Origin of the sequence: Methylobacterium sp. J-076 (assembly GCF_022829405.1) — a bacterium.
GTDB lineage: Bacteria > Pseudomonadota > Alphaproteobacteria > Rhizobiales > Beijerinckiaceae > Methylobacterium.
Genome location: NZ_JAKSXW010000055.1, coordinates 36101 through 50066 on the forward strand (window position 1 = coordinate 36101; position 13966 = coordinate 50066).

At 72.8% G+C, this 13966-nt stretch carries 13 protein-coding genes; 10 read left to right on the forward strand and 3 right to left on the reverse strand.

Translation table 11 applies throughout. The features are described from left to right. Positions 1-280: 280 nt before the first annotated feature. Positions 281-1447: an alpha/beta hydrolase gene (locus tag MKK53_RS04230; RefSeq protein WP_243927132.1), complete on the reverse strand. Its 1167-nt coding sequence runs from the start codon at positions 1445-1447 to the stop codon at positions 281-283. A 306-nt stretch (positions 1448-1753) separates the two neighbouring features. Here MKK53_RS04230 and MKK53_RS04235 point away from each other — a divergent pair, with 306 nt between their 5' ends. Continuing rightward, entirely contained in the window at positions 1754-1927 is a 174-nt protein-coding gene (locus tag MKK53_RS04235; RefSeq protein ID WP_243927134.1) for a hypothetical protein, read from the forward strand. Between the two features lie 19 nt (positions 1928-1946). Here the strand turns inward: MKK53_RS04235 and MKK53_RS04240 are convergent, their stop codons facing one another. Next, positions 1947-3575 (reverse strand): acyl-CoA synthetase, encoded by a 1629-nt coding sequence (locus MKK53_RS04240; RefSeq protein WP_243927136.1) that lies wholly within the window; start codon positions 3573-3575, stop codon positions 1947-1949. Positions 3576-3656: 81 nt separating this feature from the next. Then, positions 3657-4214 carry a diguanylate cyclase gene (locus MKK53_RS04245; protein WP_243927138.1) on the reverse strand — a complete coding sequence of 186 codons (558 nt, stop codon included), beginning with the start codon at positions 4212-4214 and terminating at the stop codon, positions 3657-3659. A 362-nt stretch (positions 4215-4576) separates the two neighbouring features. Between MKK53_RS04245 and MKK53_RS04250 the strand changes: the two genes are divergently transcribed. The 9 genes from MKK53_RS04250 (at position 4577) to MKK53_RS04290 (ending at position 13649) form a co-directional block, all read left to right on the forward strand. Beyond that, the gene (locus tag MKK53_RS04250) at positions 4577-5224 is read left to right on the forward strand and encodes a ParA family protein (RefSeq protein WP_243927140.1); all 648 of its coding nucleotides are present in this window, start codon (positions 4577-4579) and stop codon (positions 5222-5224) included. After that, on the forward strand, positions 5208-5555 hold the full coding sequence (locus tag MKK53_RS04255) for a ribbon-helix-helix domain-containing protein (protein WP_243927141.1): 348 nt from the start codon (positions 5208-5210) through the stop codon (positions 5553-5555). The genes MKK53_RS04250 and MKK53_RS04255 overlap by 17 nt, the downstream gene beginning before the upstream one ends. Positions 5556-5854: 299 nt before the next feature. Beyond that, a complete protein-coding gene (locus MKK53_RS04260) occupies positions 5855-7075 on the forward strand; it encodes a septal ring lytic transglycosylase RlpA family protein (RefSeq protein ID WP_243927143.1) in 1221 nt (406 codons plus the stop codon). A 153-nt stretch (positions 7076-7228) separates the two neighbouring features. Further along, complete coding sequence (locus MKK53_RS04265) at positions 7229-8461, forward strand: D-alanyl-D-alanine carboxypeptidase family protein (protein WP_243927146.1); 1233 nt, start codon at positions 7229-7231, stop codon at positions 8459-8461. A gap of 16 nt (positions 8462-8477) precedes the next feature. Further along, positions 8478-9167 (forward strand): dTMP kinase, encoded by a 690-nt coding sequence (tmk, locus tag MKK53_RS04270; RefSeq protein WP_243927161.1) that lies wholly within the window; start codon positions 8478-8480, stop codon positions 9165-9167. Beyond that, positions 9160-10206, forward strand: coding sequence for a DNA polymerase III subunit delta' (locus tag MKK53_RS04275; RefSeq protein ID WP_243927148.1), 1047 nt, complete (start codon positions 9160-9162; stop codon positions 10204-10206). Before tmk ends, MKK53_RS04275 begins: the two co-directional genes overlap by 8 nt. A gap of 42 nt (positions 10207-10248) precedes the next feature. Continuing rightward, positions 10249-11820 carry a methionine--tRNA ligase gene (gene metG, locus MKK53_RS04280; RefSeq protein ID WP_243927150.1) on the forward strand — a complete coding sequence of 524 codons (1572 nt, stop codon included), beginning with the start codon at positions 10249-10251 and terminating at the stop codon, positions 11818-11820. 193 nt (positions 11821-12013) lie between these two features. Next, positions 12014-12802: a TatD family hydrolase gene (locus tag MKK53_RS04285; protein WP_243927152.1), complete on the forward strand. Its 789-nt coding sequence runs from the start codon at positions 12014-12016 to the stop codon at positions 12800-12802. Positions 12803-12845: 43 nt separating this feature from the next. Beyond that, positions 12846-13649: an MBL fold metallo-hydrolase gene (locus tag MKK53_RS04290; protein ID WP_243927154.1), complete on the forward strand. Its 804-nt coding sequence runs from the start codon at positions 12846-12848 to the stop codon at positions 13647-13649. Positions 13650-13966 lie beyond the last annotated feature (317 nt).

Sequence of the window (13966 nt, forward strand, 5' to 3'; positions counted from 1 at the left end):
CCGGGAGGGACCCGGCGGGGCGGACGCGCTGTTTAGAATCATGATAAACTATTGCGCCAACTGCGCTTTCTCGCTTTGAGTACGGTGCGTCAGGCTTGGCCGCAAGGGGCGACGGATCGGTTGCACAGGGCTGTGGCGAATCAATCACGCCCGCGGTGCAAGGCGGGCGTGATCAGTTCAGGCCGCCGGCACGACTGCCTGCGGTGGCGGCCCGCCGTCCGCAGGACCGGGGAGGGGAGGGGATCTCGGCCCCGCGGGGGAGGGGGGCCGGGATCCGCCGTCAGGGCCGCATGCGGGCGGACAGCCAGCCCATCACCGTGTCGGCCACGAGGTCGCTGTTCTTCTCGACCATGACCATGTGGCCGTTGCCCTGCACCTTCTGGTCGGCGAGGCGCAGCACGTCCGGTTTGGCGCCGGCCTGGGTCAGGAAGGCGGCGGTGCACCCGTCGTAGGTGGCGTGGAAGGAGGCCTCCGCCGTCACGATCACCGTCGGCACCCGGGCGAGGTTGGGCAGCCTGCGGGCCGGATCGGCCTGCATCCAGCAGCGGATCTGGCCCTCGGCCGAGGGCTTGGCCTGCTGGGCCACGGCGAGGTCCTCGGGCATCTTCACCGGCGGCTCGAAGGTGAGCGGCATGCGGGTGATGCCGTAGGCGCGGGCGCGCCCGTCCCCCGACTTCTCCCAGAAATCCTTGCCGCCCCGGAACTTCACGTCGAAGAAGGGCGGGCCGCCGGGCTCGACGGCGACATGGGCCTTCACGAGGTCGGGGCGGGCGTCGGAGAGGGCCCAGCCGAACAGGGCGCCCTGGCCGTGGGTGAGGAGGATCACCGGTCCGGTGCGGTCGAGGAGGGCGCCGAGGGCGGTGTCGACCAGCTCCTCGGTCTGCTGGCTGTTGGCGAGGAAGGGCACCTGGCTCGCGTAGTACTGGTCGAAGCTCGGGTTGCCCTGGACGCCGGGCCCCCCCGTCCACTGCGTGTGGAGCTTGGCCTGGGGGTAGAGGTCGTAGACCTCCGGCGCGGTGAAGACCCGCTCCAGGTCGCGGGTGCCGAGGCGGTCGTAGGGGCCGTAGACCTCGGGGTTGGTGCCGGAGCGCCCGCGCCCGACCTGATCGACCACGTAGACCTGGTAGCCCCATTCCACGAAGCGCTGCGCCCAGCCCGAGCGCCCGTCCGGCGTCGCCAGGAAGTTGACGCCGGTCTGGGCCAGGCCGTGGATCATCACCACGGGGTAGGGCTGCGTGACCTTGGCCGGGGTGCGGACCTGCACGAACATCTGGCCGACCATCAGGGTCTTCTCGCCGACCTTCTGGTAGCGCCCGCCGACGAAGAAGTAGCTCGACCGGGTCACCGGATCGCCCGGGGCCGGGGCCGCCGGCTCGTTGGCGGGCCGCAGCAGCGTGCCCTGCGCCAGGGCGGGCCCTCCGACCAGCGCCGCCGCAAGCGCCGTCATGACCAGGGCCGCCGCCGCGCACCGTCCCGGATTCCGTCCGACCATTCCCAATCCCCCGAGGCCCCTGCCGTCCGGCCGCGAACGCCGCGGCCGACGGGAACGCGGCCGGCCCGGGTCGATATCCTGGGTCCGGCCTGCGCGCATCCGGGTCTGGTAACGGCCGAACGTGACGTTTCGTGCGGTGTCACACGCGCGCGGCGCGGCGCGCATGCCAGCGCCGTCACGAATGGCGGTGGCGGGAACGGCCCGGCATCGCCACTTCGGGCTCAGCGTGCCGGCCGGTACGCCGCTCCGAGGAATCCCGCCGTGGACCCCGCTACCGCCAAGACCCTCGTCTCCGCCGCTCTCGTCGCCGGAATCGCCGCGTTCAGCCTCGTGTCGCTCAAGGCGATGCTGGCGCAGATCGCCGAGGATCTCCGGGAGGCCCGGCGCGTGCCGGTGCGGGTGACGGCCCAGGCCCCGCGCCCGCCGGAAGCCTGACGGCGCGGGGAGCGCCCCCTCACGCCTCCCTGGCGCGGGCGCGCAGGACGTATTTCTGGATCTTGCCCGTCGACGTCTTCGGCAATTCGCCGAAGACGACGTGGCGCGGCAGCTTGTAGGACGCCAGCCGCCCCCGGCACCACTGGATCAGGTCGTCGGCCGTGGCCGTCGCCCCCGGCCTCAGCTCGATGAAGGCGCAGGGCGTCTCGCCCCATTTCGGGTCGGGCAGGGCCACCACGGCCGCCGCCGCGACGGCCGGGTGCTTGAACAGCGCGTCCTCCACCTCGATGGAGGAGATGTTCTCGCCGCCCGAGATGATGATGTCCTTCGAGCGGTCCTTGAGCTGCACGTAGCCGTCCGGATGCTTCACCCCGAGGTCGCCCGTGCGGAACCAGCCGCCCCGGAAGGCCGCCTCCGTCGCCTTCGGGTTCTTGAGGTAGCCGCGCATCACCACGTTGCCGCGCATCATCACCTCGCCCATCGTCGTCCCGTCGGCGGGGACCGGCTCCAACGTCTCGGGATCGCGGACGTCGAGGGCCTCGAGCACGGGGTAGCGCACGCCCTGGCGCGCCTTCCGGGCGGCCCGCTGGTCGGAGGAGAGGGCGTCCCACTCCCCATGCCATTCGTTGACGACGGCCGGGCCGTAGCTCTCCGTTAGCCCGTAGAGGTGGGTGACGTCGAACCCCGCCTCGGACATGCCCGCCAGGACCGCCTCCGGGGGCGGGGCGGCGGCGGTGAAGAAGGCGACCCGGCGGGGGAGGGGGCGGCGCTCCGCGTCCGAGGCGTTGATCAGGAGCTGCATCACGATCGGCGCGCCGCACAGGTGGGTGACGCCGTGCTCGGCCATCAGGCGGTACATCGCCTCCGCCCGCACCTGCCGCAGGCAGACATGGGTGCCGGCCACCACCGACAGGGTCCAGGGGAAACACCAGCCGTTGCAGTGGAACATCGGCAGGGTCCACAGATAGACCGGGTGCCGGCCGAGGCCGCCCGTCACCACGTTGCCGAGGGCCAGCAGGGCCGCCCCCCGGTGGTGATAGACCACGCCCTTCGGGTCGCCCGTGGTCCCCGACGTGTAGTTGAGGGAGATCGCATCCCACTCGTCGGAGGGGAGGGGCCAGTCCGCCTCCGGATCGCCGGCGGCGAGGAACGCCTCGTAGCCGGTCTCCCCCAGGGCCTCGCCGGGGCCGTCGTATTCCGGGTCGTCCACGTCGATGACGAAGGGCGCCGGATCCAATCCCGCCAGGGCCGGCCCGGCGATGCGGGAGAATTCCCGGTCGGTGATGAGGACCTTGGCCTCGCCGTGGCCCAGGCAGAACCGGATCGCCTCGGCATCGAGGCGGGTGTTGAGCGTGTTCAGCACCGCCCCGGACATGGGCACGCCGTAATGGCACTCGACCATCTCGGGGGTGTTGGCGAGGAGGACGGCGACCGTGTCGCCGCGCCCGATCCCCCGGGCCCTGAGGGCGGAGGCGAGGCGCCGGGCGCGCCCGTACAGCTCCGCGTAGGAGCGCCGCAGGCCGCCATGGACCACCGCGACGTGGCGGGGGAAGACCTTGGCCGCCCGGTCGAGGTAGAGGAGGGGGGTGAGCGGCTGGTAGTTGGCCGCGACGGGGTCGAGATCCCGGTCGTAGATCGTGTCGCCCATCGTCCCCTCCGTGTTTCCGGAACGGTAGCGCGCCTGCGCCGGGCAGTTCAATCGGAGATCCGGGGCGGGCGGCCGCCGGGCTCAGTGCAGGGCCTCGTCCTCCGGCTCGGGCACGAAGCGGGCGAGCTCGAACCCCACCTCGATCATCAGGCGCTCGACCCGCTCGATCAGCACCGGGCGCCGCAGGGTCTGGGCGAGGCCGCGCAGGGCGATCACGTGCTCGGCCATGCGGTTCATCACCTGCTCGGTGTGGGCGAGCCCGACCGACTGCTCGTCCGTGCGGTCGATGGCGATGCCGCAGCCCTGCGCGACGGAGCCGGTCGGGTCCCGCTCGATCCGGCCGCGCATGACCAGGGTGCGGATTCCCGCCCGGTCGTCGCAGGTGCGGAACTCGGCCTCCACCGGGCCGCCCATCGCCCCCACGGCGTAGAGGTAGTTCTCCATGCGGACCCGGTCGTCCGGGTGGGTCCGGTCGAGGAAGGTCGCGAGGGAGACCCCCGCCGCCGCGGCCACCGGATCGAGCCCGAGCAGCCCCGGGAAGCTTCCCGACAGCGAGAGGCGGCCCGCCCAATGATCGTGCACCCAGGTGCCGACGACGCCGGACGCCTTCAGCACGGATTGCGGGATCGGTGATTCCATCGTCATCGTCCTGGCGTCTATAACCTGAGGTTAGATCACCACAGGGGTCTCGATGCGCCCTCTACCGAAGCTACGTCATTCATTAGACACTGAAAAGGGCGCTAGACGAATTCGGGCTCAATTCTAAACCTCAGGTATGATTTCCCCGGAATTTCGGCCAGGGGGGAGGGCGGGGCGCGTCCGGCGGCGGGAACGATGGTCTCCGACGCCCTTAACGAAGCGTTAACCATGTCCGGCGCAACTCGACGCCCTGGATCCTTGGATTGCAGGATCGCAGAGGATGCAGGAACACGACCTCAGGTTGCACGAACACCCGTGACGCCTGACGCCGGATCTGCACGCAGGCAGGAGGACGTCCGCGGATGAAAGCGCTGACCTTCGTCACCCAGAAGGGCGGGAGCGGCAAGAGCACGCTCTGCATCTCCCTCGCCGTGGCGGCCCGGGAGGCGGGGCACTCGGTCTGCATCCTGGAGATGGACCGGCAGGCCACCGTCTCGGACTGGCTCGACCACCGCACCGTCGAGGGCCCCGAGGTGGCGCAGATCGATGCCGCCCAGCTCGATCCGGTGATGGAGCGCCTGCGCGAATCCGCCTACGACTACGTCTTCATCGACACGCCCGGCGTGGACAGCCCCGGCACCCTCTCGGCGATCCGCGCCGCCGACCTGTGCATCATCCCCTGCCGTCCGACGCCCGCGGACCTGCGCGCCTTCAAGCCGACGCTGGCCGCCGTCTACCGGCTGGAGAAGAAGTTCGCCTTCGTCCTGAACCAGACCCCGCCCCGCTCCTACCGGGTGCGCGACGCGGCGGACGGCCTCGCGGTCCTCGGCATCCTGCCGGACGTGAACATCGTCGCCCGCACCGACCACCAGGACGCGATCGGCCTCGGCCTCGGCGTCACGGAACTGAACCCCAAGGGCCAGGCCGCCGCCGAGGTGCGCAAGCTCTGGAGCTGGATCGAGCGCCGCTCCCAGGCGGGCCGGACGGACAAGCATGTCCAAGCCGCCTAAGCTCAGCCTCGCGGCCATCGTGGCGGCGGCGACACCCCAGGAGCGCCCCTCCCCCGGGCGGGCCGGGCTGCGCAGCGCCGAGATCGTCGCCCTCACCCCGGCGGCCAAGGCGCCGCCGCAGGCCGAGGCCCCCCGCAGCAGCGCGACCCTCAAGCAGCGGGCCCGCCAGATGTCCGTCTATCTGGAGCCTCCGGTCTACGACCAGCTGCGCGACCTCGCCCATGCCGAGCGCACCAAGATGCACGGCCTGATGCTCGAAGCCCTCGACCTCCTGTTCAAGCAGCGGGGCTCCCGCTCCATCGCCCAGCTCACCGACCACCTGCCCCGCTGAGCGTTTCGCCTTTCCGGTCCTGGGGGTTAAGCCGCTCTCCTCGGGTTCCGCCCGAGGAGAGCGGCGGGGCGCGGCCGGATCGACCGCGCCCCCTCTCCGCCGCGCCGCGACACCGGGGCGCGGCGGGTCCTTGGCCCGCGACCTTCATGCGTTTCATGAAGCGATGGCGGTGGATGCGCGCCCCGCGGCCCGTTCCGTTCAGGCTTCCTTTACGTCACGGCGACAATTCTCCGGGGACCCGGCGGTGCCGGGCGAGGTCCGGTCCCGGGCCGGTCCCCGAGTAGAGTTGGTCTCCCCGCGTGATGCGTATGACGCACCCCCGGCTCGGGCATTTCGCCCTGCGGTTCCTGGCTGTCTCCGGCGTGGCGCTCGCCACGGCCAACTGCGCCTCGAACACCGCCACGAAGCTCGCCGCCGGCGGCAACGGCATCGACCCGAAATACGGGGTGAAGGCGAGCCCCCGCCTCTACAACGAGGGCGACGTGATCCCGAAGGGCGGCGGGCGCCGCTACACCGGCAAGCCCTACGTGGTCGCCGGCCAGACCTACGCCCCCCGGGAGAACCCCCGGGGCTACGTCCGCGAGGGCCTGGCCTCGTGGTACGGCTCGGCCTTCCACGGCCGGATGACGGCCAACGGCGAGGTGTTCGACCGGCACTCCATCGCCGCCGCCCACCCGACCCTTCCCCTGCCGAGCTACGCCCGCGTCACCAACCTCGACAACGGCTCGTCGATGGTGGTGCGCGTCAACGACCGCGGCCCCTACCATGCCGGGCGCGTCATGGACGTCTCGGAGGAGGCGGCCGAGGCCCTGGGCTTCCACCGCAAGGGCACGGCCCATGTCCGGGTCGAGTATGTCGGCAAGGCCGCCCTCGCCGGCTCGGACGACCGCAAGCTGATGGCCACCCTGCGCACCGATGGCCGCCCGGCCGGCGCGGGCCCGGCGGTGATGGTGGCCGACCTCGGCCCCGTCGAGGAGACCGAGAAGTACGGCCGGGGCGCGACGCCCCTGGCCTACAAGCCCGCCCCCGAGCGGGAGGAGCCCGGGGAGGAGGCCCCCCGCCGGCCCGTCCGCGCGCCGGTGGTGCTGGCGAGCGCCGCCGTGGCGGTCCCGGCCGCCGTCCAGCCGACGGCGAGCCGCGCCAGGGAGTTCCGGCCGGCCCCGGTCCAGACCGCCGCCGTCAAGCTCGCCCCGGTCCGGGTCGCGGGGATCGCCGTCTCCGGCGGCAATCCCGGCCCGGCGCAGGCCGCTGCGGCGAAGGTCCCCGCCGCGAAGGCCGCCCCCGCCCCGGCCCGGTTCGCCATGGCCGAGCCCCACAAGGGGGGCGCCCCCAGGCCGGCCGCGATGCCCGAGACCGCCAAGATCGCCATGGCCCGCCTCGCCGCCAAGGCGGTGCCGCCGGCCAAGGGCCGGGAGGCCGCGAAGGAGGCGCCCAAGCCGGGCGTGAGGCAGGTCGCCCGGGCCGGCGAGCCGCCCGTCCGCGCCGCCGGGCACGGCACGCGCTACGCGGGCATCTACTGACGTTGAAGGCCCGCATCGCGCGCACCTTGCGGCAATTCGCGTTCGATCCCGGTGGGGAAACGCGATATGGTCACGCTCGTCGCCGCCTGAAGTGTTTCGCGCCGCAGGTTTCCGCCGCACGGGCGCGCGACGCTGGCCCGCCGGAGATCCGCGATGCGCAGGACCGTTTTGTCTCTCCTGGCCGCCCCGCTGGCCGCGGCCGTCGCCTCCGCCCTGGCCCTGGCTGCGCCCGCCGCGGCCCAGACCTTCCAGACGGGGGCGCCGCACGCGATCCTCATCGACGCCGATTCCGGCTCGGTCCTGTTCGAGAAGGCCGCCGACGAGCGGTTCTCCCCGGCCAGCATGGCCAAGCTGATGACCACCGACATCGTGTTCGAGGCGCTGAAATCCGGCCGCCTCTCCATGGACACCGAGTTCACGGTGACCGAGGACGCCTGGAAGCGCGGCGGCGCGGGGGGCGGGGGCTCGTCGATGTTCGCCCAGGTCAACAGCCGCATCAAGATGGCGGACCTGCTGCGCGGCCTGGTGGTCCAGTCGGGCAACGACGCGGCGATCACCATCGCCGAGAACATGGCCGGCACGGAGGAGGCCTTCGCCGGGCTGATGAACCAGCGGGCCAAGGAGATCGGCCTGACGAACTCCACCTTCCGCAACGCCACCGGCTACTCGGCGCCCGACCAGAAGGTGACCGCCCGGGACATGGCGCGCCTCGCCATCCACATCATCGACACCTACCCGGACCTCTACAAGATCTTCTCCGAGCGCGAGTTCACCTGGAACAAGATCAAGCAGCAGAACCGCAACCCGCTGCTCACCCTCGACATCGGCGCCGACGGGCTGAAGACCGGCTTCCTGGAGGAATCTGGCTACGCCCTCACCGGCTCGGCGGTGCAGAACGGCCAGCGGCTGGTCCTCGTGGTCTCCGGCCTGAAGACCGCCCGGGACCGGGCCTCGGAATCGCGCAAGCTGATGGAATGGGGGTTCCGCGCCTTCGAGCCGCGGCAGGTCTTCGCCCCCGGCGAGACCGTGGCCGAGGCCTCGGTGTTCGGCGGCGAGGCCGGCTCGGTCCCCCTCGTGGCGAAGAAGCCGGTGCGGGTGCTGCTGCCCCGGGGGGCCAGCGACCGGGTGAGCGCCAAGGCGATCTACCAGGGCCCCCTCGTGGCCCCCGTGAACGAGGGCCAGCAGGTCGGCGTGCTGCGGGTCCAGCGGGGCGACACGATCGCCCTCGACCAGCCGCTCTATGCCGGCGCCGCGGTGGGGCAGGGCAGCCTCGGCCAGCGGGCCATGGACGCCGCCCTCGAATTCGGCACCGGCCTGATGCGCAAGGCCTTCGACAAGGCGGCCGGGGGCAAGCCCGAGGACCGGGCCGCCGCCAACCCGTCGTGACCGGCACCCCGTGACGATGCAGGACCGGGAGCCCCCGCGCCGGGGCGTCTTCATCACCCTCGAAGGCGGGGAGGGGGCGGGGAAGTCGACGCAGGCCGCCCGCCTCGCCGCGACGCTGCGCGCCCGCACCGGCCGCCCGGTGACCGTGACCCGCGAGCCCGGCGGCTCGCCCCGGGCCGAGGAGATCCGCGCGGCCCTGCTCGCCGGCGCGGCCAAGCCCTACGGCCCCTTCGCCGAGGCGCTGCTGTTCAGCGCCGCCCGCCTCGACCACCTCGACCGGCTGATCCGCCCGGCGCTCGCCCGGGGCGAGGGCGTGATCTGCGACCGCTTCATCGATTCGACCCGCGCCTACCAGGGGGCCGCCGGGGGGCTCGACCCGGCGGTGGTGGCCGCCCTGGAGCGGGTCGTCGTCGGCCGCACCCGGCCCGACCTGACCCTGATCCTCGACCTGGCGCCGGAGGCGGGCCTCGCCCGGGCCGCCGCCAGGGGCGAGGCCGCGGGGCAGGGGGCCGACCGTTTCGAGGCGGAGGCGCTGGGCTTCCACGCCCGCCTGCGCGGCGCCTTCCTGGAGATCGCGATGGCGGAGCCGGGGCGCTGTGCCGTGATCGACGCCTCGGCCGGTCCCGATGCCGTCGCGGCGGCGATCCTGGCGCAGGTCGAGGCCCGGCTGCCGGCCCTCGTCCGGGGGGAGGGGTCCCATGGCTGAGGCCGCGGACGAGGAGATCGGCGACCGCCCCGGCGTGCCCCGCCCGCGGGAGAGCGCGGCGCTCGTCGGGCACGGGGCGGCGGAGGCCGCCTTCGCGGAGGGCATCGCCGCGGGCCGGCTGCACCATGCGTGGCTGATCGGCGGCCCGGCGGGGATCGGCAAGGCGACGCTGGCCTACCGGGTCGCCCGGCGGCTCCTGGCCTATCCCCGGGGCACGGGGCCGGCGGGCCTTGCCATCCCGGCCGACCACCCGGTCCACGGGCAGGTGGCGGGGCTGTCGCACCCCAACCTCGTGGCGCTGCGCCGCCACAGGGCGCCGGGGGCCAAGACCCTGCCGACCAAGATCTCCGTCGACATGGTCCGCAAGGCCCTCGACCTGTTCGCCTCCACCGCCGCCGATTCCGGCTGGCGGGTCTGCGTCCTCGACAGCGCCGAGGACCTCAACGCCAACGCCGCCAACGCCCTGCTCAAGGTGCTGGAGGAGCCCCCGCCGCGGGCGCTGTTCCTGATCCTCGCCCACCAGCCGGGCCGGCTGCTGCCGACGATCCGCTCCCGCTGCCGGGCGCTCGCCCTGCGCCCGCTGGCGGACGGGGAGGTGGCCCGGGCCCTGCGCGCCCTGCCCCCGCCCTTCGCCCAGCCCGACGAGGCGGCCCTCGCCCGGGCCGTCGGCCTCGCCGAGGGCTCGGTGGGCCGGGCGCTCGGGCTGATCGACCCCGTCACCGCGGGCCTCGTCGCCGAGGTCGAGACCCTCCTGTCGCGGGGGGCCACCCCGGATTGGGGCCGGGTGCTGAAGCTCGCCGAGACCCTGAACGGCCGGGACGGGGAGGAGCGCTTCGCGGCGGCGGGGGACGCGGTGCTGCGCTTCGTCTCCGCCGAGCTCGACCGGCGGCAGGGGGAGCCCGTCGCCCGCCTTGCGGCGCTCGTGGAGGTGTGTGAAAGGTTTGCCCGTGCCGCCCGGGAGGCCGCGACCTACAACCTCGACCGCCGGCCCGTCGTCCTGTCGCTGTTCACCGACCTGGCCCGGACGGAGGGCGCCTGAGGGCGCGGGACGTCCCGGGCCCCTCGAGCATCGGACGCGAGCGTGACGGACGGCCCCTCCCCCCGCAAGACCTTCAGCCTCTCGACGGCGATCTCCTACCCCAACGGCGCGCCGCATATCGGCCACGCCTACGAGGTGATCGCCACCGACGCCATCGCCCGGTTCCACCGGCTGGACGGCTACGACGTGCTGTTCTCCACCGGCACCGACGAGCACGGCCTCAAGATCCAGCAGGCGGCGACCAAGGCCGGCATCACCCCCCACGCCTATGTCGACGGCACCTCCGCGAAGTTCCGCGAGATGGCCGACCGGATGGGCTGTTCCTACGACCGGTTCATCCGCACCACCGAACCCGCCCACGCCGCCGCCGCCCAGGCGATCTGGCAGCGGATGGAGGCCAACGGCGACATCTACCTCGACACGTATGCCGGCTGGTACTCGGTGCGCGACGAGGCCTATTACGACGAGGCCGAGACCCGGCTCTTGGAGGACGGGAGCCGCCGCTCCGTCGCCACCGACACCCCGGTCGTCTGGATGGAGGAGGAGAACTTCCTGTTCCGGCTCTCCGCCTACCAGGACCGGCTGCTCGCGCTCTACGAGGCGCAGCCGGGCTTCATCGGGCCGGAGACCCGGAGGAACGAGGTGGCGAGCTTCGTCCGCGCGGGCCTGAAGGACCTCTCGGTCAGCCGCACGAACTTCGACTGGGGCGTGCCGGTGCCCGGCCATCCCGGCCACGTCATGTACGTGTGGGTCGATGCCCTGACCAACTACCTGACGGTGACCGGCTACCCGGATGCCTCCGCGCCCGGAAACAGGTTCTGGCCGATGGACCTGCACGTCATCGGCAAGGACATCGTGCGCTTCCACGCGGTCTACTGGCCGGCCTTCCTGATGGCGGCCGGGCTGCCGCTGCCCAGGCGGGTGTTCGGCCACGGCTTCTTCCTCAGCAAGGGGGAGAAGATGTCGAAGTCGCTCGGCAACGTGGTCGATCCGTTCGACCTCGTGGACACGTTCGGCGTCGATGCCGTGCGCTACTTCTGCCTGCGCGAGGCCCCCTTCGGCGGCGACGGCAACTACGACCACGCGGCGATCATCACCCGCATCAACGCCGACCTCGCCAACGACCTCGGCAACCTCGCCCAGCGCTCCCTGTCGATGGTGGCCAAGAACTGCGACGCCGCCGTGCCGGAGCCGGGGGAGCTGGCCGAGGCCGACCGCCAGATGCTGGCCCAGGCCGACGCCCTGGCGGACCGGGCGCGGGGCCTGATGCGGGACCTCGCCCTCCACACCATCCTGTCCGAGATCTGGGCGGTGGTGGCCGAGGCGAACCGCTACTTCGCCGGGCAGGAGCCGTGGCGCTTGCGCAAGAGCGACCCCGCCCGGATGAACGCGGTGCTCTACACCACCCTGGAGACGCTCCGGTCTGTCGGCATCCTGGTCCAGCCCTTTGTGCCGGACTCGGCGGGCAGGCTCCTCGACCTGCTGGCCGTGCCGGCGGATGCCCGCGCCTTCGCCGCCCTGGGGGAGGGCGGCCGGCTCAGGCCCGGCACGCCCCTGCCCGCCCCGAGCCCGGTCTTCCCCCGCTTCGAGCGGCCGGAGGCGCCGGCAGCGTGACGTCTCTCCCTCCCCCCTCTGCGGGGGAGGGTGGCCCCCGAAGGCGGGTCGGGAGAGGGGGGCGACGGTGCAGGATCGGGCACCGCCCCTCACCCCACGCTCGCCCTTTCCCGAAGCCGCGCTCCCCTCTCCCGTCACCCGCTCACGCGCAGGGAGGGAAGGGGAAGCCAGACACGCCCCCCGCGACGACACCATGCTCATCGACAGCCACTGCCACCTCGACTTCCCCGATTTCGCCAGCGACCTGCCGGGCGTGATCGCCCGCGCCCGGGACGCCGGGGTGATGGGGATGCTCACCATCTCGACCCGGGTGGCGAAGGCCGCGACCTACCGGGCCATCGCCGAGGCCCACCCGCAAGTGTGGTTCACCGTGGGCACCCATCCCGACGGGGCGGGGGAGGAGCCCGACACCCCGGCGGAGACCATCGCGGAGCTGGCCCGGCATCCGCGCTGCGTCGGCATCGGCGAGGCGGGGCTCGACTACCACTATCCCGACGCCGCCCCCGCCGAGGTGCAGGAGCGGGTGCTGCGCGCCCATATCGAGGCGTCCCGGCTGGCGGGGCTTCCCCTCGTCATCCATGCCCGCGACGCGGACGCGCACATGGAGCGGGTGCTGACGGAGGAGATGGCGCGGGCGCCGTTCCGGGCGGTGCTGCACTGCTTCTCCTCGGGGGCGCGCCTCGCCGAGGCCGGGGTGGCGCTCGGCCTCTACGTCTCGTTCTCGGGGATCGTGACCTTCCGCCGCTCGCACGCCCTGCGCGACATCGCCCGCGCGGTGCCCCGCGACCGGATCCTCGTGGAGACCGACGCGCCGTTCCTCGCCCCCGAGCCCCATCGCGGGCGCACCAACGAGCCGGCCTACACCGCCCACACCGCGCGGTCGCTCGCCGCCACCCTCGACCTGCCGGAGGAGGAGGTGGCGCGGATCACCACGGCCAATTTTGTCCGCCTGTTCGACAAGGCGCAGCCCGGACGGGCGTGACAGGCCCCGCTCTCCCGCGATACGACCGCTGCGGGAGATCTGGATGGCGACGCTCACCTTGCGCATCCTCGGCTGCGGTTCGTCCGGCGGCGTGCCGCGCGTCGGCAGCGGCTGGGGTGCCTGCGACCCGAACGAGCCGCGCAACCGGCGCCGCCGCTGCTCGATCCTGGTGGAGCGCGAAGGGGAGGGCGGGCGCACCAGCGTCCTCGTGGACACCTCCCCCGACCTGCGCGAGCAGCTGCTCGATGCCGGCGTGGACCGCCTCGACGGGGTGCTCTTCACCCATTCCCATGCCGACCATACCCACGGGATCGACGACCTGCGGCCCCTGGTGATCCGCATGCGCGCCCGCATCCCGGTCCATGCGGATGCCCGCACCCGCGCCCTGCTCACCGCCCGGTTCGGCTACTGTTTCGAGCGGCCGGAGGGCAGCGACTATCCGCCGATCCTGGCCATGCACGATCTCCCGGAGGAGGGGAGGGTGGCCGTGGACGGGCCCGGCGGCCTCGTGGAGGCGCAGCCCCTCCCCGTGGAGCACGGCAACGAGCCGGCCCTGGGCTTCCGCTTCGGCAAGGCCGCCTACCTGCCCGACGTGAGCCTGATCCCGCCCCGGAGCCTGGAGCGGCTGTACGGGCTCGACCTCCTGATCATCGACGCCCTGCGGGAGACCCCGCACCCGACCCACTATTCCGTCTCCGACGCGCTGGCCCTGATCGCACGGGTGAAGCCGGGCAGGGCGGTGCTCACCAACCTGCACACGGACCTCGACTACGCCGCGCTGGCCGCGCGCCTGCCCGAGGGGACCGTGCCCGCCCATGACGGGCTGGTGCTGACCCTCCCCGCCTGAGGAGAGTCCAGGGGCCCGGGACGGGATTCGGCATTTCCGCGAAAAACGGTGTTGACGACCCTGAGCCGACTGCGTATATCCCTGTTCATCGGCGCCGGCCGCGGAAGCGAACCGGACGCTGAATTGTCTGTCTCCTGGTGCTGCGGATGTGGCGCTGAGGCGGGCGTCCTTACCGGACAATCGAGCGGGACGTGCCTGGCGGTGGTTTAAGCCTGGGATGGGTCGGTTCGTGACCTTCGGTGGGCGTGGGGTCTTCGCCTCGGGCGGGTGGCTCCGGCTCTTTGACATTGTGATATTGAGGAAGGGAGACGCGGACG

Coding starts and splice junctions, on each gene's coding strand:
- MKK53_RS04230 (WP_243927132.1), bottom strand. CDS start 1,447: ATGACGGCGCTTGCGGCGGCGCTGGTCGGAGGGCCCGCCCTGGCGCAG.
- MKK53_RS04240 (WP_243927136.1), bottom strand. CDS start 3,575: ATGGGCGACACGATCTACGACCGGGATCTCGACCCCGTCGCGGCCAAC.
- MKK53_RS04245 (WP_243927138.1), bottom strand. CDS start 4,214: ATGGAATCACCGATCCCGCAATCCGTGCTGAAGGCGTCCGGCGTCGTC.
- MKK53_RS04250 (WP_243927140.1), top strand. CDS start 4,577: ATGAAAGCGCTGACCTTCGTCACCCAGAAGGGCGGGAGCGGCAAGAGC.
- MKK53_RS04255 (WP_243927141.1), top strand. CDS start 5,208: ATGTCCAAGCCGCCTAAGCTCAGCCTCGCGGCCATCGTGGCGGCGGCG.
- MKK53_RS04265 (WP_243927146.1), top strand. CDS start 7,229: ATGCGCAGGACCGTTTTGTCTCTCCTGGCCGCCCCGCTGGCCGCGGCC.
- tmk (WP_243927161.1), top strand. CDS start 8,478: ATGCAGGACCGGGAGCCCCCGCGCCGGGGCGTCTTCATCACCCTCGAA.
- MKK53_RS04275 (WP_243927148.1), top strand. CDS start 9,160: ATGGCTGAGGCCGCGGACGAGGAGATCGGCGACCGCCCCGGCGTGCCC.
- MKK53_RS04285 (WP_243927152.1), top strand. CDS start 12,014: ATGCTCATCGACAGCCACTGCCACCTCGACTTCCCCGATTTCGCCAGC.
- MKK53_RS04290 (WP_243927154.1), top strand. CDS start 12,846: ATGGCGACGCTCACCTTGCGCATCCTCGGCTGCGGTTCGTCCGGCGGC.